25 protein-coding genes are annotated in these 26890 nt (G+C 45.1%); 22 read left to right on the forward strand and 3 right to left on the reverse strand.

All coding sequences use genetic code 11. The features are described from left to right. Window positions 1-10 precede the first annotated feature (10 nt). Both ygeW and KGMB01110_RS13390 read right to left on the reverse strand, forming a co-directional pair. The gene (gene ygeW, locus KGMB01110_RS13385; RefSeq protein ID WP_117888195.1) at window positions 11-1207 is read right to left on the reverse strand and encodes a knotted carbamoyltransferase YgeW; all 1197 of its coding nucleotides are present in this window, start codon (window positions 1205-1207) and stop codon (window positions 11-13) included. Between the two features lie 35 nt (window positions 1208-1242). After that, complete coding sequence (locus KGMB01110_RS13390) at window positions 1243-1896, reverse strand: helix-turn-helix transcriptional regulator (RefSeq protein ID WP_117602538.1); 654 nt, start codon at window positions 1894-1896, stop codon at window positions 1243-1245. Window positions 1897-2142: 246 nt separating this feature from the next. Here KGMB01110_RS13390 and hydA point away from each other — a divergent pair, with 246 nt between their 5' ends. The 22 genes from hydA (at window position 2143) to KGMB01110_RS13500 (ending at window position 25744) form a co-directional block, all read left to right on the forward strand. Then, window positions 2143-3501, forward strand: a complete 1359-nt coding sequence (hydA, locus tag KGMB01110_RS13395; protein WP_117602612.1) for a dihydropyrimidinase — start codon at window positions 2143-2145, stop codon at window positions 3499-3501. A 69-nt stretch (window positions 3502-3570) separates the two neighbouring features. Continuing rightward, window positions 3571-4326 carry a selenium cofactor biosynthesis protein YqeC gene (gene yqeC / locus KGMB01110_RS13400; RefSeq protein WP_119298837.1) on the forward strand — a complete coding sequence of 252 codons (756 nt, stop codon included), beginning with the start codon at window positions 3571-3573 and terminating at the stop codon, window positions 4324-4326. After that, complete coding sequence (yqeB, locus tag KGMB01110_RS13405; RefSeq protein WP_119298839.1) at window positions 4323-5114, forward strand: selenium-dependent molybdenum cofactor biosynthesis protein YqeB; 792 nt, start codon at window positions 4323-4325, stop codon at window positions 5112-5114. Before yqeC ends, yqeB begins: the two co-directional genes overlap by 4 nt. Before the next feature lie 93 nt (window positions 5115-5207). Continuing rightward, window positions 5208-5927 (forward strand): DUF975 family protein, encoded by a 720-nt coding sequence (locus KGMB01110_RS13410; protein WP_119298841.1) that lies wholly within the window; start codon window positions 5208-5210, stop codon window positions 5925-5927. Between the two features lie 353 nt (window positions 5928-6280). Continuing rightward, window positions 6281-8500, forward strand: coding sequence for a PTS transporter subunit IIABC (locus KGMB01110_RS13415; RefSeq protein ID WP_119298843.1), 2220 nt, complete (start codon window positions 6281-6283; stop codon window positions 8498-8500). A 68-nt stretch (window positions 8501-8568) separates the two neighbouring features. Next, entirely contained in the window at window positions 8569-9408 is an 840-nt protein-coding gene (locus KGMB01110_RS13420) for a PRD domain-containing protein (RefSeq protein ID WP_117602532.1), read from the forward strand. A gap of 116 nt (window positions 9409-9524) precedes the next feature. Next, window positions 9525-10361: an ATP-binding protein gene (locus tag KGMB01110_RS13425; protein WP_119298845.1), complete on the forward strand. Its 837-nt coding sequence runs from the start codon at window positions 9525-9527 to the stop codon at window positions 10359-10361. A 366-nt stretch (window positions 10362-10727) separates the two neighbouring features. Further along, on the forward strand, window positions 10728-11621 hold the full coding sequence (locus KGMB01110_RS13430) for a hypothetical protein (protein WP_119298847.1): 894 nt from the start codon (window positions 10728-10730) through the stop codon (window positions 11619-11621). Window positions 11622-11845: 224 nt separating this feature from the next. Beyond that, on the forward strand, window positions 11846-12829 hold the full coding sequence (locus KGMB01110_RS13435; RefSeq protein WP_117602530.1) for a beta-ketoacyl-ACP synthase III: 984 nt from the start codon (window positions 11846-11848) through the stop codon (window positions 12827-12829). Window positions 12830-13045: 216 nt separating this feature from the next. Beyond that, window positions 13046-13270: an acyl carrier protein gene (gene acpP, locus KGMB01110_RS13440; protein WP_117602529.1), complete on the forward strand. Its 225-nt coding sequence runs from the start codon at window positions 13046-13048 to the stop codon at window positions 13268-13270. Between the two features lie 104 nt (window positions 13271-13374). Beyond that, window positions 13375-14313: an enoyl-[acyl-carrier-protein] reductase FabK gene (fabK, locus tag KGMB01110_RS13445; RefSeq protein ID WP_119298849.1), complete on the forward strand. Its 939-nt coding sequence runs from the start codon at window positions 13375-13377 to the stop codon at window positions 14311-14313. Window positions 14314-14329: 16 nt separating this feature from the next. Next, complete coding sequence (gene fabD, locus KGMB01110_RS13450) at window positions 14330-15295, forward strand: ACP S-malonyltransferase (protein WP_119299241.1); 966 nt, start codon at window positions 14330-14332, stop codon at window positions 15293-15295. Between the two features lie 22 nt (window positions 15296-15317). Further along, window positions 15318-16058, forward strand: a complete 741-nt coding sequence (gene fabG / locus KGMB01110_RS13455) for a 3-oxoacyl-[acyl-carrier-protein] reductase (protein WP_119298851.1) — start codon at window positions 15318-15320, stop codon at window positions 16056-16058. A 161-nt stretch (window positions 16059-16219) separates the two neighbouring features. Further along, on the forward strand, window positions 16220-17458 hold the full coding sequence (gene fabF / locus KGMB01110_RS13460; protein ID WP_117888204.1) for a beta-ketoacyl-ACP synthase II: 1239 nt from the start codon (window positions 16220-16222) through the stop codon (window positions 17456-17458). Between the two features lie 3 nt (window positions 17459-17461). Beyond that, window positions 17462-17914: an acetyl-CoA carboxylase biotin carboxyl carrier protein gene (gene accB / locus KGMB01110_RS13465; RefSeq protein ID WP_119298853.1), complete on the forward strand. Its 453-nt coding sequence runs from the start codon at window positions 17462-17464 to the stop codon at window positions 17912-17914. A gap of 121 nt (window positions 17915-18035) precedes the next feature. Further along, window positions 18036-18497, forward strand: a complete 462-nt coding sequence (fabZ, locus tag KGMB01110_RS13470) for a 3-hydroxyacyl-ACP dehydratase FabZ (protein WP_119299243.1) — start codon at window positions 18036-18038, stop codon at window positions 18495-18497. A 15-nt stretch (window positions 18498-18512) separates the two neighbouring features. Next, window positions 18513-19880, forward strand: a complete 1368-nt coding sequence (locus tag KGMB01110_RS13475; protein ID WP_119298855.1) for an acetyl-CoA carboxylase biotin carboxylase subunit — start codon at window positions 18513-18515, stop codon at window positions 19878-19880. Beyond that, a complete protein-coding gene (locus tag KGMB01110_RS13480) occupies window positions 19858-21660 on the forward strand; it encodes an acetyl-CoA carboxylase carboxyltransferase subunit alpha (RefSeq protein WP_119298857.1) in 1803 nt (600 codons plus the stop codon). Before KGMB01110_RS13475 ends, KGMB01110_RS13480 begins: the two co-directional genes overlap by 23 nt. A gap of 10 nt (window positions 21661-21670) precedes the next feature. Beyond that, window positions 21671-22792, forward strand: a complete 1122-nt coding sequence (locus tag KGMB01110_RS13485) for an NAD(P)H-dependent flavin oxidoreductase (RefSeq protein ID WP_119299245.1) — start codon at window positions 21671-21673, stop codon at window positions 22790-22792. A 43-nt stretch (window positions 22793-22835) separates the two neighbouring features. Beyond that, window positions 22836-23417: a TetR/AcrR family transcriptional regulator gene (locus KGMB01110_RS13490; protein ID WP_119298859.1), complete on the forward strand. Its 582-nt coding sequence runs from the start codon at window positions 22836-22838 to the stop codon at window positions 23415-23417. Between the two features lie 263 nt (window positions 23418-23680). Next, window positions 23681-24229: a histidine phosphatase family protein gene (locus KGMB01110_RS13495; RefSeq protein ID WP_119298861.1), complete on the forward strand. Its 549-nt coding sequence runs from the start codon at window positions 23681-23683 to the stop codon at window positions 24227-24229. Window positions 24230-24409: 180 nt separating this feature from the next. Beyond that, window positions 24410-25744 carry an MATE family efflux transporter gene (locus KGMB01110_RS13500; RefSeq protein ID WP_119298863.1) on the forward strand — a complete coding sequence of 445 codons (1335 nt, stop codon included), beginning with the start codon at window positions 24410-24412 and terminating at the stop codon, window positions 25742-25744. Between the two features lie 73 nt (window positions 25745-25817). Here KGMB01110_RS13500 and KGMB01110_RS13505 read toward each other — a convergent pair whose 3' ends face one another. After that, the gene (locus tag KGMB01110_RS13505) at window positions 25818-26858 is read right to left on the reverse strand and encodes an ABC transporter substrate-binding protein (RefSeq protein WP_119298865.1); all 1041 of its coding nucleotides are present in this window, start codon (window positions 26856-26858) and stop codon (window positions 25818-25820) included. Window positions 26859-26890: the final 32 nt, after the last annotated feature.

Consider the following 26890-nt stretch of genomic DNA (forward strand, 5'->3'; position numbering starts at 1 on the left):
GGACAAACTCTTATTTCAAAATTCTTGGAGTACTTCTTTCCTCTAATTTTTTCAGAATATCTGCCGGATCCGCAAATTTTGCAAGGAAGATCATCGCAGCGATAATGTACGGTTTGTAGCTTGCTTCTTTGTAAAGCGGATCTCTGTAACGATCGAAGACGCTTCCGTCTACTTCACCTTCTTCACAGCTTACGCCACTGATATCAGCCGGCAGACAGTGCAGGTAAAGTGCTTTTCCGTCTTTGGTCAGAGACATCATCTCTTCCGTACAAGCCCAGTCTTTGTGCTCTGCGTTCTGAGCCAGCAGTTCTTTTTCCAGAGCATCGATTCCTGCCTGATCGCCTTCTGCATACAGATCGGTACGTTTCTCCATGGCAGCGAACGGAGCCCAGCTCTTCGGATATACAATATCAGCATCCTTGAAGGCTTCTTTCATATCGTTGGTTTTGGTGAAGGATCCACCGGATTTCTTTGCGTTCTCTGTTGCGACCGCTTCCACTTCCGGGAAGACTTCGTACCCTTCCGGATGAGCCAGAACAACATCCATTCCGAAACGGGTCATCAGACCGATCACGCCCTGCGGAACAGACAGCGGCTTTCCGTAAGACGGTGAGTAAGCCCATGTCATAGCCAGTTTTTTTCCTTTTAAGTTCTCAACACCGCCGAATTCGTGGATGATGTGGAGCATATCAGCCATAGCCTGGGTCGGGTGGTCAATATCGCACTGTAAGTTGACCAGGGTAGGTTTCTGCTCTAAGATTCCGTCCTTGTTGCCCTGTGTGACAGCGTCAACCACTTCGTGCATGTATTTGTTTCCTTTTCCGATGTACATATCGTCACGGATACCGATGACATCAGCCATGAAAGAGATCATGTTGGCTGTCTCGCGGACAGTCTCACCGTGAGCAACCTGAGATTTTCCTTCGTCCAGATCCTGAACTTCCAGACCTAAGAGGTTACATGCGGAAGCGAAAGAGAAACGGGTACGGGTGGAGTTGTCACGGAATAAAGAGATTCCAAGACCGCTCTCGAAGACTTTTGTGGAAATGTTGTTCTCTCTCATGTAGCGGAGTGCATCAGCCAGAGTGAAGACTGCTTCGATCTCATCGTCTGTCTTTTCCCAGGTCAGGAAAAAGTCTCCGTTGTACATCTCTTTAAAGTTCAGTTTGTTCAGTTTGTCAATATATCCCTGTAATTTAGCGTCCATGTTTTTCTCCTTTTCTTTTGTGAATGATGGTGGTTTCAGGATTCTTTGTTCATATTAATATAGCTATACAGCGTATATTTGGAAATTTCAAAATATTTTGCCACCTTATCGCCGGAACGGGTGATCAGAAAGGCGCCGGTTTCATTTAAAAACTTGATGGCTTTGATCTTGTCGTCCTTTGTCATCAGAGCTACCGGTACACCGACCAGGGCGACAGACTGCTGAATCAGCTCGTCCAGAAGTTCATTGACATCATGCGGAATCACTTTTGGGGCTTCCTGTGGGGTTGCAACCGAAGGTTCCGGTACAGCAGTCAGAGAATGGAGACTGCTTTCCAGAGCTATCAGATTGGTAATGTCAAAATTGATAGACAGAATATAACGGGGTTTTCCGTGCTCATCCTTTATATAGATTGTACTGGATTTTAAAATCCGTCCGTTTTCGGTCTTGGTCAGATAAGAAAGCTGGTCTTCAAATGCCCCGTCCGGATGGCGGATGACATCTAATACGGCACGGGATGGGCTGCCGCCAAGTGCACGACCGGTGACATGTCCATTTTCAATATAGACGATAGAATTTTCAACGGAATTGCGGGCCAGATCATGAACCAGAACCTCGCAGTTGTCTCCGAATTGAACGGCCAGTGCATGCGCAATCTGTTTTAAAAATTCCAGTCTGGAAACTTCCATGGGGTTTCACCTCCTGCTATAAAATCGAAATTTCATTAAAACCATCATAGCATAAAAAAAGAAAAATGTAACCAGAAAATACAAAAAAAATTAGGCGATCAAAATATTTTTTTGCCTTGGTTGCATTTCACAAGAATTGATGATAGTATAGGGATAAATCTAGGCAGAAGTAACGAAGAAATATAACATAAAGACAGAATATAAAAGGTGGCCTTTACAGGGACACAGGATGCGAGGGTGATGAAAATGAAACGGATATTTAAAGGCGGAACAGTGGTAACAGGATCCGGATTGAAACAGGTGGATTTGCTGGTAAAGGGAGAAAAGATTCTGGCCGAGGGAGAAGATTTAAATTACAAGGATGCAGAAATCGTAGATGTGACGGGAAAATACCTTTTCCCGGGATTTATTGATGCACATACACATATGGCACTGGAAGTCTCAGGAACCATCACAGCAGATAAATTTGAGACAGGGACGAAAGCGGAAATTTCCGGAGGAACGACCTGTATCATAGATTTTGCCACACAGGAAAAAGGAGAGACTCTGAAGCAGGCGCTGGAGCACTGGCATACCAAATCAGACGGAAAGTCGTCCTGTGACTATGCATTCCATCTGGCAATCGGTGATTGGAATCAGGAAATCAGCCGAGAACTGGAGGAAGTGGTGAAGGGAGGAATCTCTTCTTTTAAATTATATATGACCTATGATAACCGGGTGGATGATGAGACGATGTATGAGATCCTGACCAGGGTAAAGGAATTGGGCGGAATTGTAGGGGTTCATTGTGAGAACCATGGAATCATCCAGGCGAGACTGAAGGAAGTGCTGGAAGAAAAAGGAAACAGAAAGGATGTCTCTGACTATCCGGGAACCCGACCGGCAGCAGCAGAGGCAGAGGCAGTGAACCGCTTCCTTGCCATTGCACGTTGTGTGGATACTCCGGTGATCGTGGTACATTTGAGTACGGCAGAAGGATATGAGGTCATTGAACACGCGAGGGCGAATGGTCAGGTTGTTTACATCGAGACCTGCCCACAATACCTTCTGATGGACGAGAGCCGTTATGATCTGCCGGACGGAAAAGCAAGAAATTACATGATCGCACCGCCGCTTCGTACGGTATCGGATCAGGAGGTGCTGTGGCATGCACTGGAAACAGATCGAATTCAGACGATTGCTACAGATCATTGCAGTTTTACGGAAGAGCAGAAAAGAGCAGGGGAAGAAGATTTTTCTAAAACACCTTGCGGAATGCCCGGAGCAGAGGAACGTCCGGCCCTGATCTATCACTATGGAGTGGGAACCGGAAGACTCAGTTTGGAGCAAATGTGCCGGTATCTGGCAGAGACTCCGGCAAGACAGTATCATCTTTATCCGAGAAAGGGCGTGCTGGAGCCGGGAAGCGATGCAGATATTGTGGTATGGGATCCGGAAATGGTCTGGACGTTGTCGAAAGAAACCCAGCAGTCGGCAGCCGGATACTGTCCGCTGGAAGGAACCCAGTTGAAGGGAAGAGCACAACAGGTCTATTTAAGAGGAGAGCTGATTGCAGAGAATGGACAGATTTTAAAGGAAAATCAGGGAATTTACATTCTGCACTGATCGCAGGAAATTCCAGATAGAAGGCGGAGCAGATTTAATGGCTGAGCGATTTAAGAAAGTGAGAAAACGATGATTTACCGATGCAGTGATCATACCAGATGGGAAACCAGAGATATTTTATCCATGCTCCAGATTGACAGAGGAAGTGCTCCGGTGATCTCGATTGCGGGTGGTGGAGGCAAAACGACTACGGCATTCTGCCTGAAACGGGGATTTGCAGAGCGAAAAGAACCAGTGCTTCTTACCACAACCACGCATATGCGTCGTCCGACAGGACCGGAAGTCTTACTGGAAGATTCTGAGACAGAGTTTCAGACAAAACTGAAGAAATATGGTTGGGTGATCGCAGGACTTCCGGTGGAGAATGGGAAGATCTCGTCAATGCCGGATACATTTCTGGAAAAAAGAATTCTGGAGAAAATATCGATGGTTATAGAAGCTGATGGAGCCAGATGTCTGCCGGTGAAAATGCCGGAAGCGTGGGAGCCGGTTCTGCACCCGCAGACGGATCTGTTTGTGGGTGTGATCGGACTGGACGCGCTGGGGCAACCACTTGGGGAAATCTGTTTTCGCAGGAATCTGGCCGCAGAATTTTTAGAGAAAGATCTGGATGAGAAAATGACCTGGGAGGATCTGGCACGGATTGCAGCGGCGCCGGAAGGATTGATGAAAGGTACAGAACATATCAGGCGGCGACTGGTCTTTTTGAATAAAGCAGAAGGAAAGGAACGGATCGAAGCAGGGAAAAAGATTGCATCATATCTGCAGGAGAGGAAAATCGGAGAGGTTTATCTGAGCAGTTATGGAGAAGAGGAGAGAGCATGAAAATATTGATCAAAGGTGCAGGGGATCTGGCTACGGGAATTGCATCCAGACTCTATAACAGCGGTTATCAGATCCTGATGACAGATATTGCAGTACCGTTGACGGTGCGAAGAACCGTGGCGTTGTCGAGGGCAGTTTATGAAGGGAAAGCTGAAGTGGAAACCATGACAGGAATCCTTGTAAAAAATATGGATGAGGCAGAAAAAGTGCTTTCCGACAGAAATATTCCGGTCATCGTGGATGAGAAGGCCGAAATCCGAAAGGATTATCAGCCGGATGTAGTGGTAGATGCGATTCTGGCAAAGAAAAATCTGGGGACCAGAATCACAGATGCTCCGTTGGTGATCGGAGTGGGACCGGGATTTACGGCCGGTGAAGATTGCCATGTGGTCGTTGAGACGAAAAGGGGCCATTATCTGGGACAGGCGATCTGGAAGGGCAGTGCCATTCCAAATACCGGAATCCCGGGAAATATCGGTGGATTTACAGTGGAAAGAATCATCCGTGCCACTGCAGACGGAATCTTTGAGCCGGTGGCAAAGATCGGAGATATGGTGGAAAAAGATCAGATTGTGGCATATTCCGGAGGACAGGAAATCCGTGCGAAAATGTCAGGAATTGTCCGTGGAATGTTACAGGAGCATGTCCCGGTAACGGAGAATATGAAATGCGGAGACATTGACGCGAGATGTGAATTGGAACATTGTTACACGATTTCAGATAAAGCAAGAGCCGTTGGTGGAGGGGTTTTGGAAGCTGTCTGTGGATTTGAGCACAGGAGAGTGTAACAAAAGAACTTGTGAATTATTCGGATCATTGCTATAATGACCGGGTAAGAGAAATTTAATGGTTGATAGGAAAGGAAAATGGAGGAAACTTAAATGTGGAATCGAGTAGACCTGAAGGCACGAGGTAAAGAGGCATTCAGGAAAAATTATTGGGCAAGTGTTGCGGTTGCATTGTTGTCAGGGCTGGTCACAACAGTATCGGCAAGCAGCGGAAGAAATGCGGTGGATACAGGAAGCAGTACATCAGGATATGCGCATTATTATGGGGGAAATATGTTTAGCTCCCTGTTTGCAGGAGTTCTGACAGCGACACTGGTGGTGTTGGGAATCTTTCTGGTGGTGTTGCGGATATTCATCGGAAATCTCCTCGAAATTGGAGGGTGCAGATTCTTCCTGGCCAATCAGCAGGAGCAGCCGAGAGTCAGCAAGATGTTTGAAGTATTCAAAGGCGGCAATTATGGCAATCAGGTTCTGACCATGTTTTTAATGAATTTATATGTGTTCTTATGGTCTTTGCTTCTGATAGTTCCGGGAATTATCAAAGGATATGAATACCGGATGGTGCCGTATATTCTGGCAGAGAATCCGGATATGGATCGGAAAGAAGTTTTTCTGATCAGCAAGCGTATGATGGATGGAAAGAAGATGGACGCTTTCGTGTTGGATCTGTCCTTTATCGGTTGGGTCATTCTGGGCACAATCACCTGCGGAATTGTAAATCTGTTCTATGTGTCTCCATATATGCAGGCAACCAATGCGGAAATGTATACCGCAAACCGTGAGATCGCATATGAAGAGGGATATATTCGGTAAAAGTACCGACAAGATTATGCGGATGCGAATTCAGAAGATGTTATTGTATAAAAAAGATTGACAGAAAGAAAAAAGCGTGCTAATTTAATAATGGAATTATGATATAGTATGTAACTTTTCGGGAGGCATTCACTGTACATAAATATTTCAGATATTTATGGGTGGAGTGTCTCTTTTTTTGTATTGCGATCTGCCAAAACTCAGGCAAGAGTATGAAAGGTTGAAATTTCATAAAAGATCGACAATACGGCATGACCGTTTACAGGGATTATGTGTTGGGGGAAACAAAAGACGCTGAATATCTGGAACGGGAAACTGGAATTCTACTATTAACAGGAAAAAGGAGAGAAAAAATGAAAGACAAGATTTTTGGCGTTTTGCAGCGTGTCGGAAGATCCTTTATGCTTCCAATCGCAATCTTACCGGTAGCAGGACTTCTCTTAGGACTGGGAAGCTCGTTTACCAATGAAACCATGCTTCAGACCTATGGCCTGATCAAATTTATGGGACCCGGAACGATTCCATATATGATCTTTCAGGTTATGAGTTCGGCAGGAAATGTCGTCTTTGATAATTTGCCGTTGTTGTTTGCAATGGGAGTGGCAATCGGAATGGCAAGAAAAGAAAAAGAAGTCGCAGCATTGTCTGCTGTCATTGCATTTTTCATTATGCATGCTTCTATCAATGCTATGATCACCATTAACGGTGGAGCGGAAAAACTCTTAAGCGGAGCAACGACATCCGTTTGCGGCATCACATCTCTGCAGATGGGTGTATTCGGCGGTATGTTGGTAGGACTTGGAGTTGCAGCACTTCACAACCGTTATTATAAAATCGAATTGCCACAGGTATTATCCTTCTTTGGCGGAACAAGATTTGTACCGATCGTATGTGCACTGGCTTATACCGGTGTGGGAATTCTGATGTTCTTTGTATGGCCGGCAGTTCAGACCGGGATTTATGCCATCGGAGATCTGGTTATGAGATCCGGATATTTCGGAACCTGGATCTATGGATTTATGGAAAGACTGTTGATCCCGTTTGGACTTCATCATGTATTCTATCTTCCGTTTTGGCAGACCGGACTGGGCGGTACCATGGAAGTGGCAGGAAAGACGATCGAAGGAGCCCAGAATATTTTCTTTGCGCAGCTTGCAGATCCGAGTGTGACACATTATGCAGTTTCAGCTACCAGATTTATGTCCGGAAAATTCCCGCTGATGATCTTTGGCCTGCCGGGAGCAGCACTTGCCATGTATAAGACAGCAAAACCGGAAAAGAAAAAAGCAGTGGAGGGTCTGTTGCTTTCCGCGGCACTGACTGCGATGTTGACCGGTATTACAGAACCGCTGGAATTTACGTTCCTGTTTGTGGCTCCGATGCTTTATGGAATTCACTGTGTGCTGGCAGGTTGTGCATACATGCTGATGCATATCTTTAATGTAGGAGTTGGAATGACGTTTTCAGGTGGTATCATTGACCTGACACTGTTTGGAATCATGCAGGGAAATGCAAAGACCAACTGGATCTGGATTGTAATCGTCGGCGTAGGATATTTCATTGTGTATTATTTCTTGTTCAGCTTCCTGATCAAAAAACTGGATTTGAAAACTCCGGGAAGAGATGACAGTGAAGAAGTAAAACTTTATCGCAGAAGTGATGTAGAAGCAAAGAAAAAAGGACAAAAAACCGGAGAAGAGGGAAATGCGGTAAGTGAAGAAGACGCACTTTCCGAGATGATCTGTAACGGTCTTGGCGGAAAGAAAAACATTTCGGATGTAGACTGTTGTGCCACAAGACTTCGTTGTACGGTATTTGATCCGAAGCTGGTGAACGAAGGAATGTTAAAAGCAACCGGAGCATCCGGAGTGATCAAAAAAGGAGAAGGTGTTCAGGTCATTTATGGACCAAGGGTATCTGTAATTAAGTCAAACCTGGAAGATTATCTGGAAACCGCACCGAATGAGGTGTATACTGAAAGTACGACAGAAAGCAAACAGGAGCCGGAGAAAACCGAAACAGTAAAGGGATCTGAAAGTGCAGAGAAAATTGGTGCGAACGTTGGGGCTGAGACAGATAGTGAGTCAAAGACAATGGGGGTAACGCCTGTAAAAACAGTGATTATTTCCAGCCCGGTACAGGGAGTGGCAGCAGATCTTTCCACAGCCCCGGATGAAGCATTTGCCGGAAAAATGATGGGAGACGGAGCGGTTGTAACTCCGACGGAAGGGACGGTAGTTGCACCGGAAGATGGAGAAGTAGTCTTTGTGTTTGATACCAAACATGCCATCGGATTTGTGACAGATTCCGGAATCAGTTTATTACTTCATATGGGAATCGATACCGTAAAATTAGGTGGAGAAGGATTTGAAGTTCTCGTAGAAAACGGACAGAAAGTAAAGAAAGGCGATGTTTTGATGAAGATGGATCTGAACTACCTGAAAGAACATGCACCGTCTGTTACTTCTCCGATTCTCTGTACAGAATTAGAAGACAATCAGAAGATCCGCCTGCTAAAAGAAGGGGAAATCCAGGCAGGAGAGGCACTGTTTGCAATTGATAGTTTTGAATAAAAAGAAACAGAAAAATCCGAGATAAATCTGTGAGGAAAGCTGTCGGGATCGGATGAGGGGGGAAAATCATGTACAGGATTACGAAAGTATTGAATCACAACGCAATCCTGGCAGTGGAAGGCCAGGGAATCTCAGAATTTCTGCTGCTTGGAAAAGGAGTGGGATTCGGGAAAAAAGTGACACAGACTGTGGAGGTACCGGAAGGAACAGCCATTTATTCCCTTCAGGAAAATACTCAGAGAGGATCGGCGAAAGATCTGATAAAAGAAGTCGATCCAAAGTACCTGGAGATTGCGGATGCAATTTTAAATGAAGCAGAAAAAAAGTTGGGAAAACTGGATCGGACGGTATTGTTTCCTATGGCAGACCACCTGGCATTTGCCATTCGCAGAATCCAAAACGGAGAGCAGATCCACAATCCGCTGGCAAATGATATCCGGATTCTGTTTCATCAAGAATATAAGGCGGCACAATGTGCGGAAGAACTTCTGAAAAAAGAGTATGGTATACAAATCGTACCGGATGAGATCGGTTATCTGGCATTGCATGTCCACTCGGCTATTACAGAAGAAAAAATCTCGGATGGAATGTTGACGGCTCAGGCGGTTCACTACTGTGTGGAACTTTTAGAGCAGGAGACCGGACAGAGCATTGATGTGATGTCCCTGGCGTACAATCGTCTGATGAATCATGTGCGGTATATGATCGCACGGGCAATTCAGGGAGAAAAACTGAAATTAAATATGAACGATTACATGTCGATTAAATTTCCAAGGAGGTATGCACTGGCAGAACAGATTTGCCGGGAAATCGAGAAAACGCTGCATAAAACCATCGAAGAAGTGGAAATCGGATACCTCGCGATGCATCTGGAGCGAATCGCCAGTGAAGAACTGGAAGAAGGGTGAAAAGCGGGACAGAAAAGAAAGAGGGACTCTGTTTTGTTGTAATTACAACAGAAATAGAGTCCCTCTTGTAGTAGGATGAAGAAGTCAAGAAGAACAAGATTACAGGAGGACTTAATATGATCCGAAAAATTATACAGATTGATGAAGAAAAATGTAATGGATGTGGGGCATGTGCCTCTGCATGTCAGGAAGGTGCTATCGGTATGGTAGATGGAAAGGCGAAATTGTTGCGGGACGATTACTGTGACGGTTTGGGCAACTGCCTTCCGGTTTGTCCGACAGATGCTATCAAGTTTATTGAGCGGGAAGCAGCGGCTTACGATGAGGAAGCCGTGAAAGCGAATATGGCGAAAAGGGGACAGACCCCAATTGCAGAAAATGCCGAAATGGGACAGGAGAAAATGAAAGGAAACGTTGATGGGGGACAGGAGAAAATGAATCAAAAAGCCGAAGGGGATCAGGCCCCAACGGGAGGATGTCCCGGAATGCGGGCGAGAATGCTTCGAAAAGTGGAGCAGAATATGACTGGAGATGCTGGAGCAAATAAAGTGGGCGAAGTGACAGCTATTTCATCGGAAGAACTGACCAGCCAGTTGATGCAGTGGCCGGTACAGATGAAACTGGTACCGACGAAAGCCCCGTATTTTGATGGAGCGAATCTTCTGATTGCGGCAGATTGTACGGCGTATGCCTATGCAGACTTCCATCGAAAATTTATCCGCAATCATATTACGGTGATTGGTTGTCCGAAACTGGATGAAGTGGATTATACTGCAAAACTGACGGAGATCATTATGAATAATGAAATTAAAAGCATTACGATTGTACGGATGGAAGTACCGTGTTGCGGAGGAATCGAACGGGCAGCGGTAAATGCCATGAAAGCAAGTGGGAAATTTCTTCCATGGCAGGTTTATGTAATCAGTACAGATGGTAAAATCTTAGAAAGATAAAGTCTGAGAGAAGAATTCAGATGAAATAAGACTCCCCTTAAGCGGACGAGGTTATGGTGTAAGAAGGCCAGAATCTGCTTAAGGGGATTTTTTTAGTTAGTTACTCTTTTTAAATAGTGGTACAAATTTTAAACAGGGGTATAGACAAAACGAAAATGTCATGCTATCATACAATCAAAGCATTTCATTTTCTGAAAGACGGCATTAGTCGTATCTGATATCATATCTAAGATCCAATCAATATCATGCCATTTCACGGCAAAAGAAAATCTCGATGCTTTAAAATTCCAAATGATAAGGCAGCGAGAAACATAACTGGAAAGGATGGATTCTCCTGCCGGATTCCAAACCGTAAGGAGTGGTTTAATGAGTTATTCAGAAAACATGTTACCCGTCAATTCCAAGTATAAATCCAGGATCTTTGAGATGATCTTTCATGAAAAGAAAGAATTGCTGGCGTTATACAATGCAATAAACGGAACAGATTATAAGGATCCGGAACTCTTGAAGATCAACACCCTGAAAAATGCAGTCTATATGTCCATGCACAACGATGTTTCTTTTATTATTGGATGGGAATTATCCATGTATGAGCATCAGTCTACATTCAGTCCGAACCTGCCACTGCGTTTTTTGTTTTATGTGACAGATGTACTGTCAGAGATAACGAAAGATGCAAACCTGTATGGGGAAAAGATGGTGCAGATTCCGGCACCGAGGTTTATTATTTTTTATAATGGGATAAAAAATCGGCCGGAACGGGAAGTGTTGAAACTTTCAGATATGTTTGAAATGTCGACAGACGATCCTCAGTTGGAGCTGAAAGCCTTGCTGTTAAATATCAACGAGGGATTCAACGAAGATCTGAAAGAGGCATGTAAAACATTGGGGGATTACACAGAGTACACCGGACGGGTCCGAAAATATGCGAAAGAAATGTCGATTGAGGATGCGGTAGAGCTGGCAATTACAGAATGTATTGCCGAAGGAATCCTTGCAGAATTTCTGAGCAGGAACAGAGCGGAGGCAAAAAAGGTGAGTATTTATGAGTATGATGAAGAAAAACATATGAGAATGGAGCGGGAAGCGTCGTTTGAAGCCGGACTGCAGGAAGGAAAAGTGGTTGGATTACAGGAAGGTTTAGATCGTGTAAATAAGTTGATTCTGAAATTATCAGAGGCAGGACGGACTGAGGATATTACAAAGGCTGCAAAAGACAGGGAATATCAGGAAGAATTGTTCCGGGAATTCGGTCTGTAAAGTAAAAGACTGATTCATAAGAAAATAGCGTCTAAAAGAAAATATGAAATTGAAAAACCATAACCAGTGTGTAAAAGTACCGGTTATGGTTTTTTTTATGCCTTTTTTTCTTCTAAGACCTTACATTTCACTCAATTTTGTAAATTGTTTTTACCTTACATTTCTCATAAAATCTTAAATGTCGACAGGAACAACAAATGAAATTTAATTGCAGAGGATTCAGTATGATCGGGAAAATACAGGGGACAGGTGCTTATGTACCACCGAAGATTTTAGAAAATCAACAGTTGGAAAAATGGGTTGAGACCAATGATACCTGGATACGGGAAAGAACCGGTGTACAGAGAAGACATGTAGTGGCAAAACCGGAAGAAAGCACAGCATTCCTGGCAACACAGGCAGCGCGTCAGGCATTGAAGGAGGCACGAATAAAACCGGAAGAGTTAGATCTGATTCTGGTTTCTACGGTATCCGCAGATCAGATGATGCCGGGAACGGCCTGTCTGGTGCAGAAAGAACTGGGAGCTGTTCGGGCGGCAGCCTTTGATCTGAACGCGGCATGTAGCGGCTTTCTGGTTTCGTATATCACAGCTTGTGCTTACATTGAGAGCGGTCTGTATCAGAAGATATTAATCATCGGAAGTGAGACATTGTCGAACATCGTAGACTGGAAAGATCGCGGAACCTGCATTTTGTTCGGAGATGGAGCCGGGGCGGTGGTTTTGACAGCGGAAGAAGAGCGGACGGGCGAAAGAAATTATCGTCCGGTTCTTCATTCGGATGGCAATCAGGGACAGGCCCTGACGTTGCGAAGCCGATATTTTTCCAATCCTTTTAAAGAACAGAAAATATCTGAAAAGGATTACGTTCAGATGGACGGACAGGCTGTGTTTAAATTTGCGGTGCGAAAAGTTCCGGAGGTGATTGAGGAAGTCCTGAAACAGAATCAGGTGAAGAAAGAAGAAATCAAGTATTATGTGTTGCATCAGGCAAATCTGAGGATTATTGAGCAGGTGTCAAAGCGTTTGAAGGAACCGATGGAAAAGTTTCCGGTAAATCTGCAGGAATATGGAAATACATCTTCCGCCTCTCTTCCGATTTTGCTTCATGAACTAAACTATGATGGAAAGCTGAAAAGCGGAGATCGAATCCTGCTTGCAGGATTTGGAGGTGGGCTGACCTGGGGCGCGGCGATTCTTAAGTGGTAGTGATTTTCGGACAAGAGGGAACGAGCAATTGCAGCAGAAATTGACCTGATAAGTGATCGAGTTGCAGAAGTTCTCTGAAATTGCAGATATCCGGAATAACAGCAGATCGGTATCAATGGTACAGAACCAATCATGCAGAAACAGAGTTGAAAGCATTCTTGAATATGAAACAAGAAAATAACAAAAGGAAATTAAAAAACAAAAAGGAGAAAAATTATGTTTGAAGAATTAAGAGCAATTGTAGCAGAAAATCTTGGAGTAGAGGAGTCAGAGTTGACCATGGAAACATCTTTCCGTGAGGATCTGGAAGCAGATTCTTTGGATCTGTTTGAGATGGTAATGGCAGTAGAAGAAAAATATGATGTAGAGATCCCTTCGGAGGAGCTGGAAAATCTCAACACAATCGCGGATGTGATCAAATATATTGAGACACATAAATAAAAAGGTGAAGCATGTAAGCTGAAAAACCGAAAAAGGAACAGAATTGAAAAATAGAGTGTAAAACAGATAGAAAACGAGTGAAGAAAACAGGCAGGAGCAGACACATGCAGACAGAATTGAGCAGATTATTGGGAATCAGATATCCGATCATGCAGGGAGGAATGGCCTGGGTGGCAGAATATCATCTGGCGTCAGCGGTCTCGGAAGCAGGCGGACTTGGAATCATTGGTGCGGCAAATGCACCGGCAAAATGGGTACGAGATCAGATTCGGAAAACGAAGGAACGTACCAACAAACCTTTCGGGGTTAATGTGATGCTGATGAGTCCAAATGCGGAGGAAGTGGCAAAGGTGATCGCGGAGGAAGAAGTTCCGGTGGTGACGACAGGAGCCGGAAATCCAGAGAAATATATGGAGTTATGGAAAGAAAAGAATATCAGAGTCATTCCGGTGGTGGCATCTGCTGCAATGGCAAGTCGGATGGAGCGTTGCGGCGCAGATGCAGTGGTCGCAGAAGGATGCGAATCCGGTGGACACATCGGAGAGAGCACAACGATGACACTGGTTCCACAGGTGGTAGATTCCGTACAGATCCCGGTGATCGCAGCCGGAGGGATCGCAGATGGAAGAGGGCTGGCTGCAGCGTTGATGCTGGGGGCAAAAGGTGTGCAGATCGGAACCCGGTTTGTGGCAACCAGAGAATGTCAGGTTCATCAAAACTATAAGGACTGCATTTTGAAGGCAAAAGATATTGACACTCGTGTAACGGGAAGAAGTACCGGACATCCTGTGCGTGCGATTCGAAATCAGATGACCAGAAAATATCTGGAGCTGGAAAAAAACGGTGCGTCCTTAGAAGAACTGGAATACTTGGCGCTTGGTGCTCTGCGCAAGGCAGTGATAGAGGGAAATGTAAAGGAAGGCAGTGTCATGTCCGGGCAGATCGCGGGTCTGATCCGGGAAGAACTGACTTGTGAACAGGTGATCCAAAAGCTGATTACAGAAGCGGATGCGCTATTGAGTGGAGGCTGGATGCAGGCATAGAATTATGAAAGAAAAAATGAAAGAAAACAAGAAAGAGGAAATCAGAGACACAGAAAACACCGGAAGCAGGAAAATTGCATTTCTATATCCGGGACAGGGTTCTCAGAAATGTGGAATGGGGTTAGATTTTTATAAAAATTCACCGGAAGCGAAAAAGATTTATGATCAGGCAGAAGAGGCGCTTGGAATTCCGATTCGGGACATTTGCTTCACAGAAAATGAGCAGATTCATATTACAGAATATACCCAGCCGGCATTAGTGACGACTTGTCTTGCGATGACAAGAGCACTGGAACAGCAGGGAATCTTTCCTGATCTTACGGCAGGTTTGAGTTTAGGAGAATATGCTGCGGTAGCTGCAGCAGGTGGGCTTTCGGATACGGATGCGATCTGCCTGGTAAGAAAAAGAGGGCTGCTGATGCAGAATACCATACCTGCAGGCGAGGGAGCCATGAGTGCGGTACTTGGGATGGAAGCTGAAAAGATTGAAAAGATTTTGAAACAGATTCCAGATGTGACGATTGCAAATTATAACTGTCCGGGGCAGATTGTGATCACGGGGCGAACAGAAGAAGTAAAAAAAGCCGGCGAGCAGTTAAAAGAAGCCGGAGCCAGAAGAGTCTTGCCATTGAAAGTGAGCGGCCCGTTTCATTCACCGCTTCTGGCACCGGCAGGGGAAGAACTGGCGAAAGAAATGGAACGTATAAAGTTTCGGGAACTGAAGGTGCCTTATGTAGCAAATGCGGTGGCCGAGAAGGAGACGGACGCTCACAAAATTCCGGGCCTTTTTGTAACCGGAGTTTCTTCTCCGGTGAAATGGCAGCAGAGTATGGAATTGATGGTAAAGGAAGGAGTCGATCTGTTCCTGGAGATCGGACCGGGGAAAACACTGTCTGGATTTATGAAGAAAATTGCACCGGAAGCGAAGGTGTTGTCTTTAAGTACATGGACAGATCTGGAGCAATTACAGAAAGAACTTTAAGAAAAATGAGGAGAATAATACAATGCTGACAGGAAAAATCGCGTTGGTGACGGGCGCTTCCAGAGGAATCGGAAGTGCTGTGGCAAAAGAACTGGCAGGAAGAGGTGCCTATGTGATCGTGAATTATTGCGGATCAGCAGAAAAGGCGGAAGAAGTTGTAAGCGAGATTCAATCGGCAGGATCTGAGGCGGAAAGTCTGAAATGTGATGTGGCAGATGTAAATGCCTGTGAAGCCATGATAAAGGATGTAATCGCAAGAAAGAAACGGATTGATATTCTGGTCAACAATGCTGGAATTACCAGAGACAATCTTCTGATGAAAATGTCGGAGGAAGAATTTGATCAGGTGGTGGATGTGAATCTGAAAGGAACCTTTCATACCATCCGGTTTGTTTCCAGATATATGCTGAAACAGAGATACGGAAGAATCGTGAATATGGCTTCTGTCAGCGGAATCAGCGGAAATGCCGGACAGATCAATTATGCGGCATCCAAAGCAGGAGTGATCGGAATGACTAAAACCGCAGCGAGAGAACTGGCAGCAAGAAACATTACGGTCAATGCAGTGGCACCGGGATTTATCCGGACAGATATGACAGAAGGGTTAAGGGATCAGGTGAAGGAACAGATTGCGGGGAAAATTCCTATGCAGAAATTCGGAACGCCGGAGCAGGTGGCAAGAGTGGTCGCATTTCTGGCATCAGACGATGCAGATTATGTAACCGGTCAGGTTCTGCAAGTAGACGGTGGGATGGCGATATGACAAGGCGTCACCGGGATTCAGAGAATGAATGGATGAAAAGAATCTGGCAAAGAAAATGTCAGAGCTCAAACAGTCAGGATTGGAATAGTATAAAAACAACAGAACAGGAAAATGGATAGACAGTATGACATGTCAAGGGTATAGAACAAGGGAGAAACAGAATGAAGAGAAGAGTGGTTGTAACGGGATTGGGAGCCATAACCCCGATTGGAAATACAGTCCCAGAATTCTGGGAGAATCTAAAAAAAGGAACGGTGGGGATTGGAAAGATCACGAAATTTGATTCGTCTGATTTTAAAGTGAAGCTGGCAGCAGAGGTGAAAAACTTCGATCCCACGGAACGAATGGACAAAAAAGCTTCCAGAAGAATGGAACCGTTTTCTCAGTATGCGGTAGCAGCCGCAAAAGAAGCCATGGAAGATGCGATGCTTGATATGACGCAGGAAGATGCGTTTCGTGTCGGAGTGATCGTGGGCTCGGGGATCGGCAGCCTGGAAATTGTTGAGACGGAATATGAAAAGATCCGGGAAGGGAAAGTGGGGCGCGTGAATCCTCTGATGGTTCCGAGAATGATCTCCAATATGGCAGCGGGCAATATTTCCATTCAACTGGGACTGCGTGGAAAATGTACAAATGTGGTGACAGCCTGCGCCACTGGAACCAATTGTATCGGAGATGCCTTCCGGGCGATTCAATATGGAGATGCAGAGGTGATGTTTGCAGGAGGAAGTGAAAGTTGCATCTGCAAAACAGGTGTAGCGGGCTTTCAGGCACTGACAGCGTTATCTGAGTCCACCGATCCGTTGCGGGCATCCATTCCGTTTGACAAAGATCGGGATGGATTTGTGTTGGGAGAAGGTGCCGGTGTGGTCGTATTGGAAGAACTGGAGCATGCCAGAAAACGCGGAGCAAGAATCTATGCGGAACTGGTGGGATATGGTGCAACCGGAGATGCCTACCATATCACGTCACCCTGCGAAGATGGAAGCGGGGCGGCAAAAGCAATGGAACTGGCGATCAATGAGGCAGAAATCCTGCCGGAACAGGTGGATTACATCAATGCACATGGAACCGGCACCCATCACAATGATCTGTTTGAGACTATGGCGATCAAGTCGGTGTTTGGAACAGCTGCCTATGATCTGGCCATTAATTCCACCAAATCCATGATCGGCCATCTGCTGGGGGCAGCAGGTGCGGTAGAATTGATTACCTGTGTGAAATCGATGGAAGAAGGATATGTGCATCAGACCATGGGAACGAAGGAACCGGATGCAGATTGTGATCTGAATTATGCAATCGGTGCCCCGATGAAGCGAAAGATCCGGTATGCCTTAAGCAATTCACTGGGATTTGGCGGACACAATGCCACATTGTTGCTGAAAAAATATGAGGATTAGAACATGGAATTTGAACAGTTACTGAAATTAATTGAGAAAGTATCTGAGGCGAAACTGGATCGCTTTTCCTATCGGGAGGGCGATCTGGAATTGAAGATGGGGATGAATGCGCAGAAGGATTATGAGAGGAATATAGGCACAGAGGAAGTATCAGATGCGAAAGTGGGGGAAGCAGAGGGAACGAAGAAAGATTTCCATAAAGTCTCAGAGGAAGCTCAGTATAATTATGTGAAATCTCCGCTGGTAGGCGTTTTCTATGAAGCACCAAGTGAAGGAGCGGAACCCTATGTCAAAACAGGAGATTCTGTGAAAAAAGGACAGGTTCTTGGAATTGTGGAAGCCATGAAACTGATGAATGAAATCGAATGTGAATATGATGGGACAGTCGTGGAAATCCCGGTACAAAACGGGGATACCGTGGAATACGGCCAGACGTTATTTGTGATTCGACCGTGATTTGCCTTATGGGTGGAATCAATGCATCATGAAATGGATTTATGTCGAGTGAAATGCAGATTTTATTGGAAGAAGTAAGCAGTAAGATAAGAATCATGTGAAAGAAACAGGAAGAAAAATCGTGGAAAATAAGAGAAAAAACAGTGCAGAAAACAAGAAGCATTTGAATATTCAGGAAATCAAAGAAATCATCCCACATCGGCATCCGTTTTTGCTGATTGATTATGTGGAAGACTATGAACCGGGACAGTATGCTGTGGCGTACAAATGTGTTTCCTACCGGGAAGAGTTTTTCGCGGGACATTTTCCGCAGGAACCGGTGATGCCGGGGGTACTGACGGTGGAAGCTTTGGCACAGACTGGGGCAGTGGCGATCTTATCGATGCCGGAAAATCGAGGGAAGACCGCGTATTTTGGCGGGATTTCCAAATGTAAATTCCGGGGGAAGATTGTTCCGGGAGATAAAGTCCGTTTAGAGACGAAAATCATCCGGCAGAAAGGTCCGGTAGGAATCGGCGAGGCCATCGCGACAGTAGAAGGGGAAACGGTGGTCAGCGCAGAACTAACGTTTATGATCGGATAAAGGAGAGAAAAAACGATGATCCGAAAAATATTGATCGCAAATCGAGGAGAGATTGCTGTTCGCATTATCCGGGCATGCCGGGAAATGGGGATTGAAACGGTGGCGGTTTATTCTGAGGCAGACAGGGAAGCTTTGCATACCAAACTGGCAGACGAGGCGATCTGTATCGGTCCGGCAGCACTTTCGGAAAGTTATCTTTCCATGGAAAAAATCTTAAGTGCTGCGGTGGTTTCAGGCGCAGATGCCATTCATCCGGGATTCGGGCTGCTGTCGGAAAACAGTAAGTTTGCCAGAAGATGCAAGGCGTGTCGGATTACATTTATCGGCCCGGATGCGGAAACAATTGAGCAACTGGGAAACAAGCAGATGGCAAGAAATACCATGAAAGCGGCAGGTGTTCCGGTGATTCCGGGGAGTGACCGGGCAGTGTATGATGTGGAAACGGGACAAAAAGAAGCAGAAAAAATCGGGTATCCGGTTATGATCAAAGCCGCGTTAGGAGGCGGTGGAAAAGGCATGCGTCTTGCAAACTCTGCCGCGGAATTTGCGTCTTGTTTTCAATTGGCTCAGTCAGAGGCAAGGACCGCATTTGGGGATGACGCAATGTATCTGGAACATTTTATTGAGCATCCGCGCCATATCGAATTTCAGATTCTGGCGGACGGGTATGGAAACGTGGTTCACCTGGGGGAAAGGGATTGTTCCATCCAGAGAAATCATCAGAAAATGATCGAGGAAGCCCCTTCTTATATTCTTTCAGAGGAAAAACGGCGTGAAATGGGCGAGATTGCGGTAAGGGCAGCAAGAGCGGCCGGATATGTAAATGCCGGAACCATCGAGTTTCTACTGGAAAAAAGTGGGGCATTTTATTTTATGGAAATGAATACCAGGATTCAGGTGGAACACCCGATCACGGAGTGGATCACCGGGATTGACCTGATCAAAGAGCAGATCTGTATCGCATCCGGAGAATCTTTGCCTTATCAGCAGAAAGATATTACGTTTTCCGGACATGCGATTGAGATCCGGATCAATGCAGAAAAACCGGAAGAAGGCTTTAGGCCCTGTCCGGGAACGATTACAGGACTGCACCTTCCGGGAGGAAAAGGCGTTCGGATCGATTCTGCAATTTACAGTGGCTATCGGATTCCGCCTTTTTACGATTCCATGATCACAAAGATCAGTGTCTGGGAGAAAGACCGGGAACATGCGATCCAGAAGGCACAGAGTGCGCTGGGGGAAGTGATCATCGAAGGGGTAGATACCAACGTGGATTATCAGTATCAAATCCTGACGAACCCGGAATTCCTGGCAGGAAATGTGGATATTGAATTTATAGAAAAGATGCAGGAGCAAAGAAATGAATCTGGATCACGTATTTAAGAAACCAAATCAGCACAGGAGAATATTGAATGCAAGGAAACCGGAAGTACCGGAGGGAATGCTGTGCAGATGCAATAAATGTGGAAAAGCGATTTTTGCGGAAGAAGTGCGGAATGGGGATTATATCTGTCCGAAATGTCAGGGATATTTTCGGTTAAATGCACAGGAGCGGATCAGACGGATTGCAGATGAAGGAACCTTTGAAGAATGGGATGCAGACTTGATAGGAGGAAATCCGCTGAATTATCCGGGATATGAAGAGAAAATAGCAGCATCCAGAGTAAAAAGCGGACAGAAAGAGGCCGTTGTGACGGGAAGCTGCAAAATCTGTGGAAAACAGACAGTTCTTGGCGTGATGGACGGTCGGTTTATGATGGCAAGTATGGGGCAGGCTGTAGGAGAAAAGATTACACGGGCAATCGAACGGGCAACGAAAGAGAGGCTCCCTGTGATTTTATTCTGCTGTTCCGGTGGAGCCAGAATGCAGGAAGGAATTTTTTCCCTGATGCAGATGGCGAAAACATCGGCAGCTATAAGGCGGCATCAAGATGCGGGACTTCTGTATCTTTCGGTTCTGACGGATCCGACCACCGGTGGCGTGACAGCAAGTTTTGCTATGGAAGGGGATCTGATTCTGGCGGAACCAAAAGCGTTGATTGGATTTGCCGGTCCGCGAGTGATCGAGCAGACCATTGGTCAGAAGCTTCCGAAGGGTTTCCAAAGTTCAGAATTTCTGCTGGAGCACGGGTTTGTGGATCAGATTGTAGAACGAAAAGATCTGAAACAGAGGCTGGGATATTTGTTGCAGCTTCATTGCAGGGAAGAGGAAGACGCGAAAACCCAATTAAAAGAGCGGTGTTTAAAAAATGTAAAAATTGATTCCTGCGAGATGAGAAGTGAAACAGAGAATCCGATACAGAAAAACAATCCAGAGCAAACGACAGAATCTCAGAGGCAAGTGGGAAAAGAGAGGTTTAGAACCTCAAAAACTGCAACACTAAAAAATGCCTGGGATCGTGTATTGTCAGCGCGAAAGAAAAACAGACCAACCGGGAAAGATTACTTAGAGCATCTGTTCCCGGATTTTCAGGAACTGCATGGGGACCGTTTGTTTGCGGATGACCAGGCACTGATTGGAGGGATTGCAACTTTTGGCGGAATTCCGGTTACGGTACTGGTTCAGGAAAAAGGAACTTCTACCAAAGAAAGTATTTCCCATAATTTCGGTATGTGTTCCCCGGAGGGTTATCGGAAAGCCTTGCGTCTGATGAAACAGGCGGAAAAATTTCATCGTCCGGTAATCTGCCTGGTCGATACGCCGGGAGCATTTTGCGGGATCGAGGCAGAAGAACGGGGGCAGGGAGAGGCGATAGCAGGAAATCTGCTGGAACTGGCCGGTTTAAAAACTCCGGTATTGTCGGTTCTGATTGGAGAAGGCGGAAGTGGTGGAGCATTGGCCCTGGCGGTGGCAAATGAAGTCTGGATGTTGGAAAATGCCATCTATTCAGTATTATCTCCGGAAGGATTTGCGAGTATTCTCTGGAAAGACGGGAAAAAGGCGCCAAAAGCGGCACAATGTATGAAACTTACGGCAAAGGATCTGAAAGGGTATGGAATCGTAGAACGGATCTTTGAAGAGCCGGAAATCTATACCAGAGAGACGATGACGGCAGTGACAGTACCATTAGCTGAAAAAATCGGGGAATTTCTCAAAAATTACGGGAAGATGTCAGGAGAAGAACTGGCGGAACAACGGTATGAAAGATTTCGGAAAATGTGAGAGTACAGATATGATAAAAATTGGAACAAAAGAGTTGAGATATCCGATCGTACAAGGTGGTATGGGAATCGGCATCAGCCTGGGGAATTTGGCAGGAGCCGTTGCGAAAGCAGGGGGAGCAGGGACGATCTCAGCAGCGCAGATTGGATTTAAGGATCCGGAGTTTGTAAAGAATCCGATAGCCTGCAATCTGAAAGCCATGGAGACACAATGGCAGAAAGCGCGGGAAATTGCACCAAATGGAATCATTGGATTTAATATCATGGTGGCAATGAACCATTATGAAGACTATGTACGGCAGGCTGCAAAGCTGGGGGCAGATTTCATTGTGTCAGGTGCCGGACTTCCGGTGGATCTTCCGGCATATGTATCGGACGAAAATGAAAATCCGGTAGTTGAAGAGGCAGCCGCAAAAAAGAGGATTTCTCTCATTCCTATTTTTTCATCCCAGAAGGCGGCAAAGGTTCTTCTGAAATACTGGAGCAATAAATATGGCAGAACGGCGGATGCAGTGGTAATCGAAGGACCGAAAGCAGGAGGACACCTGGGGTTTCAGGAGAACCGGTTAGAATCTATGGCAAAAGAAGATTATAAAAGCTATGAGGCAGAAATCGGGAAGATTCTGGAAACAATCCGGGAATACGAAGAGCATTTCCGGAGAAAGATTCCTGTGATTCTGGGAGGTGGAATCAGTGGAAAACAAGAGGCGGACCATGCATTTTCTATTGGCGCAGATGCTATTCAGGTTGCAACCAGGTTTGTAACCACTGTGGAGTGTGATGCAGATCCTGCTTATAAAGACGCATATCTGCATGCAGAGAAATCAGACATTGTATTTACAAAAAGTCCGGTAGGAATGCCGGGACGAGCGATCCGAAACTCGTTTCTGAAGCAGATAGAAGCCGGAGTTAAAATCTTACCGAAAAAATGTCTGGGATGTCTGAAAAAATGTAATCCGAAAGAAATTCCGTACTGCATTACCGAGGCATTGATCCATGCGGCAAAGGGAGAGGTAGAAGAAGGTCTTCTATTCTGTGGGGCAGATGCCTGGAGAGCAGAGAAGATTCAGACGGTTCCGGAAGTGTTCCGGGATTTGCTGGGAGAGGCAATCGAGGATCGCATTTTGCCATAAAAAAGAAAATATGGTATGATATCCGCTGGGAGGATGAAGTGAAATGAAGAACTTATTTTCCAAAGCACACAACAAACGGACTCGCTTTACAAGAATGTGTATTGGGGAGGCCGTTTTTGATTTAATGAATAAAAAAGAATATGAGAAGATTAAAATATCAGACATTGTAAAACGTGCCGGGGTTTCCCGCATGACATTTTATCATTATTATGAAACGAAAGAAGATGCGCTGACGGATTTCTTTCATGAAATTGTGGCAGGATATGTGCGGGATCGTGTGAAACATCCGGATGAGAACGGGGAGTTTCAGTCGGATGAAAGTATTGTGCACGCGTTAAAATATTTTGACCAGTATCGTGGATTCATACAAAAACTGGTGGATGCGGGACTTTATCAGATCGTGTTAAATGCAATGAATGATTATATGTTGAAGCGGGTAAAACCCAGATATCATATTTCAGAATATGAACTGTACTTTTATGGCGGAGCACTGTTAAATGTTTTTATGAAATGGCAGGAGAATGGAAAAAAGGAGTCTCCGGAAGAGATTGCGGCGATGATCCGGGGAAACTTAACGCAGGAGACACATCCTAAACAGCGAAACATCGATAAAACAGATAAATGAGAAAAAGTAGGCAAAAACTTGCGAAACCTGGTGAGGAGAAAGAAGAAATATCTAGAAAACCCGCGGGGATTGTGGAAAAGAACCGAAATATAGATCGAAAAAAATGTATTTTTGGTAATATGGTGTCTTGATGGAAAAAACAGAACTGTGTACAATGTTCGTAGATTGTGAATCTGATAACAGGGGAAAGCTGAGCCTTAGGATCTCACAATCTCATCCTGAAAAATAGTAATAAGAACAGTTAACAGTATGAGGTAAACAGTATGAGCGAGAAAACAAAAGTAATCATCATGCGCCACGGGGAAACAGATTATACAGCAGAAAATAAAGTACTTGGAAATAAAAATGTTCCTTTGAATGAAAATGGTGAAAAAGAGGCAGCAAAGGTTGCAGAAAAGCTGGCAGAAGAGGATGTGGATCTGATTTATGTGTCTCCGCTTGAAAGAGCAAGAAAAACAGGAGAGATCGTAGCAGCAAAACAGGAAAAGAACTGCACCAGCATGGAAATGGATTGTCTGAGAGAGCAGGATTTCGGAGTGTTTGAAGGCAAATCCAGAGACGACGCAGGCTATCAGGCAGCAAAGAGAGAGTTTTTCAAGAGATATGAAGGCGGAGAATCTTTTGCAGATGTGGTAGCGAGAGTTTATCCGTTCCTGGATATGGTTCTGGAGAAACATGAAGGTAAAACAATTCTGATCGTTGCCCACAAGGGTGTTTGCAGAGTGATCGCAAACTATTTTGAGGACATGGAAAACGAAGAATTTGCAACTTTCGATATGGAACCATGTGAGTACAAGATATTTGAGGCCTAGGCGAAAACACCAAACGGGATCTGTGAGACAGAAATGTTTCGCAGGTCTTTTTTAGTTTGCCAGGCATACGACAAAAGGTTCAGCGCCCCTTCTTTCGTTCAGCGCCCCTTTTTTAGTTTGTTCAGTGTCCCTTCTTTAGTTGGGATTGACATTTTGAGAATATTTCGGTATCCTTGGAGCATGAGTAAAATAAAATTATCAGACCACTTTACATTTCGAAGATTATTAAGATTTACAATCCCTTCCATTATTATGATGGTATGTACGTCCGTTTACAGTATTGTAGACGGTTTATTTGTGTCAAATTTTGTGGGAAAGGAGCAGTTTGCAGCCCTAAATCTGATCATGCCGGTGATTATGGCGCTGAGCACCATCGGATTTATGTTTGGAACAGGCGGAAGTGCTATCGTAGGAATCACATTAGGAGTGGGAAAAAAAGAACAGGCAAATGAGTTTTTTTCTCTGCTGGTATATGTCATGATGGCACTTGGATTCAGTGCGGCAGTGTTGGGATTTATTTTTATGCGTCCCCTGGCCATTGCCCTGGGAGCAAAAGGGCAAATGATTTCAGACTGCGTATTATATGGAAGAATTTCCATGATCTCGCTGCCGTTCTTTATGTTGCAGATTATGTTCCAGAGTTTTTATATTACGGCGGAACGCCCGGAAATGAGTCTGAAAATTTCCATCGCCACCGGGCTGACCAATATGATTCTGGATTATGTGTTTATCGCGGTGTTCCATTGGGGGCTGGCGGGAGCTGCATTTGCAACCGTGACGGGAGAACTGATTGGTGGCACGATTCCGATCTTTTATTTCTTTCTTAATAAGACAAGTATTCTTCACCTCGGAAAGACCAGATTTTCGGGCAATGTTCTGGCGAAAACTTGTCTGAATGGATCTTCGGAAATGATGACCAATATTTCGACTTCTATTGTAAATATGCTCTATAATTATCAGGTGATGCGCTTCGCTGGGGAAGATGGTGTGGCAGCGTATGGCGTGATTATGTATGCTAACTTTATCTTTGCAGCCATGTATCTGGGGTATACCATAGGATGTGCGCCTCTGATCAGTTATAATCATGGAGCAGATAATCGAAAAGAACTGCACAATCTTTTTAAAAAGAGTTTGATGCTGATTTCTGTTACTGGAATTCTGATGCTGTCCATTGCACAGGGACTTGCCGGTCAGGTGGTAGGTCTGTTTGTAGGATATGATAAAGAATTGCTGGCGTTGACGATTACCGGATTTCGTATTTATTCTATTTCCTATCTGTTAAATGGATTTAATATCTGGGGGTCCGGATTTTTTACAGCGCTTGGAAATGGAATTATTTCCGCACAGATTGCTTTTTTCCGGACCCTGTTGTTCCAGTGCAGTATGGTATTATTGCTTCCGGTCTTTTTTGAAATTAATGGAGTCTGGGCAGCGATTATTGTTGCCGAGTTACTGGCATTGGTTGTGACCGGACAGTTCCTGATCCGCAAACGGAAAGTTTACGGATACGCCTGAAATTGTTCGGATGCAAAGTATCTAATTCTCATAGATATGCAAGTGAGATTTTGTTAAATAAGAGGATTTCCTATCAGCGGACAGCAGCTTCAGCAAATTCTGTGGTGACGAGATCACCATATGGTGCGCGCTCTGAGAGTTCGCCGGCTGTTTCCAGAATGTCCTGGAGCAGTTCAAAACTGTCCTGCTGAAAGATCAGATCAGATTTCCAGGTGTCCTGCGCCGCATAGCGAGCCACGATAGTTTTGATGGTACTTTCCTCATTTTCAGGAAACTGAGGAGCGATGATCTTTGCAATCTCTTCCGGAGTTAGTTTCTGCACATCATCTATTCCCTTTTGAAGGGCATTGGTGAAGTGCTGGATCAGCTCCGGATTTTTTTCGATAAAGCTCTTTTTTGCAGAAAAAGCAGTGTAAGGAACATATCCACTGTCTTCTCCGAGTGAGGCAACCACATAGCCTTTTCCTTCCGTTTCGAGAGTGGTAGCGCCCGGCTCAAACTCGACGGTAAAATCAGAAGCAGAAGAGTCTTCTGCAAAGGCTGCAGCCGTGGAACCAAAGTCAATATTCTGATTGATAGTCAGATCTTTTTTCGGATCGATTCCATTTTGTTTTAGGATATACTCAAATACCATTTCAGGCATGCCACCGGCTCGACCGCCGAGAACAGTCTTTCCTTTCAAATCGTCCCAAGTGAATTCGGGCATTTCTTCCCGTGCCACCAGGAAATTTCCGGCGCGTTGGGTGAGCTGGGCGAAATTAACGACATAATCTTCCGCACCTTCATTGTACATATAGATGGAGGCTTCTGATCCCATGAATCCAATATCAGCACTTCCGGAGATTACGGCAGTTAAGGTCTTATCGGCACCAAAACCGGTGACGAGTGTCAGGTCGATTCCTTCTTCTTCAAAATATCCTTTTTCAATGGCAACATACATAGGTGCATAGAAAACAGAGTGCGCCACTTCATTCAGGGTAAGCGGAGTCAATTCCTCAGAGGTATCTTCTTTTTCCGTTTGTTTTGTTACGGTTTCTTTCGTGGAATTACATCCGAAAAGCGAGGTGACGGACAGTGCCAGCAGTAAAAGAATTGCGGAAATACGCTTTTTCATAAAATTCTCCCGTAGAATACATTCTATGTTTT

The sequence above is a fragment of the Mediterraneibacter butyricigenes genome, assembly GCF_003574295.1.
GTDB classification, from domain to species: Bacteria; Bacillota; Clostridia; order Lachnospirales; family Lachnospiraceae; genus Mediterraneibacter_A; species Mediterraneibacter_A butyricigenes.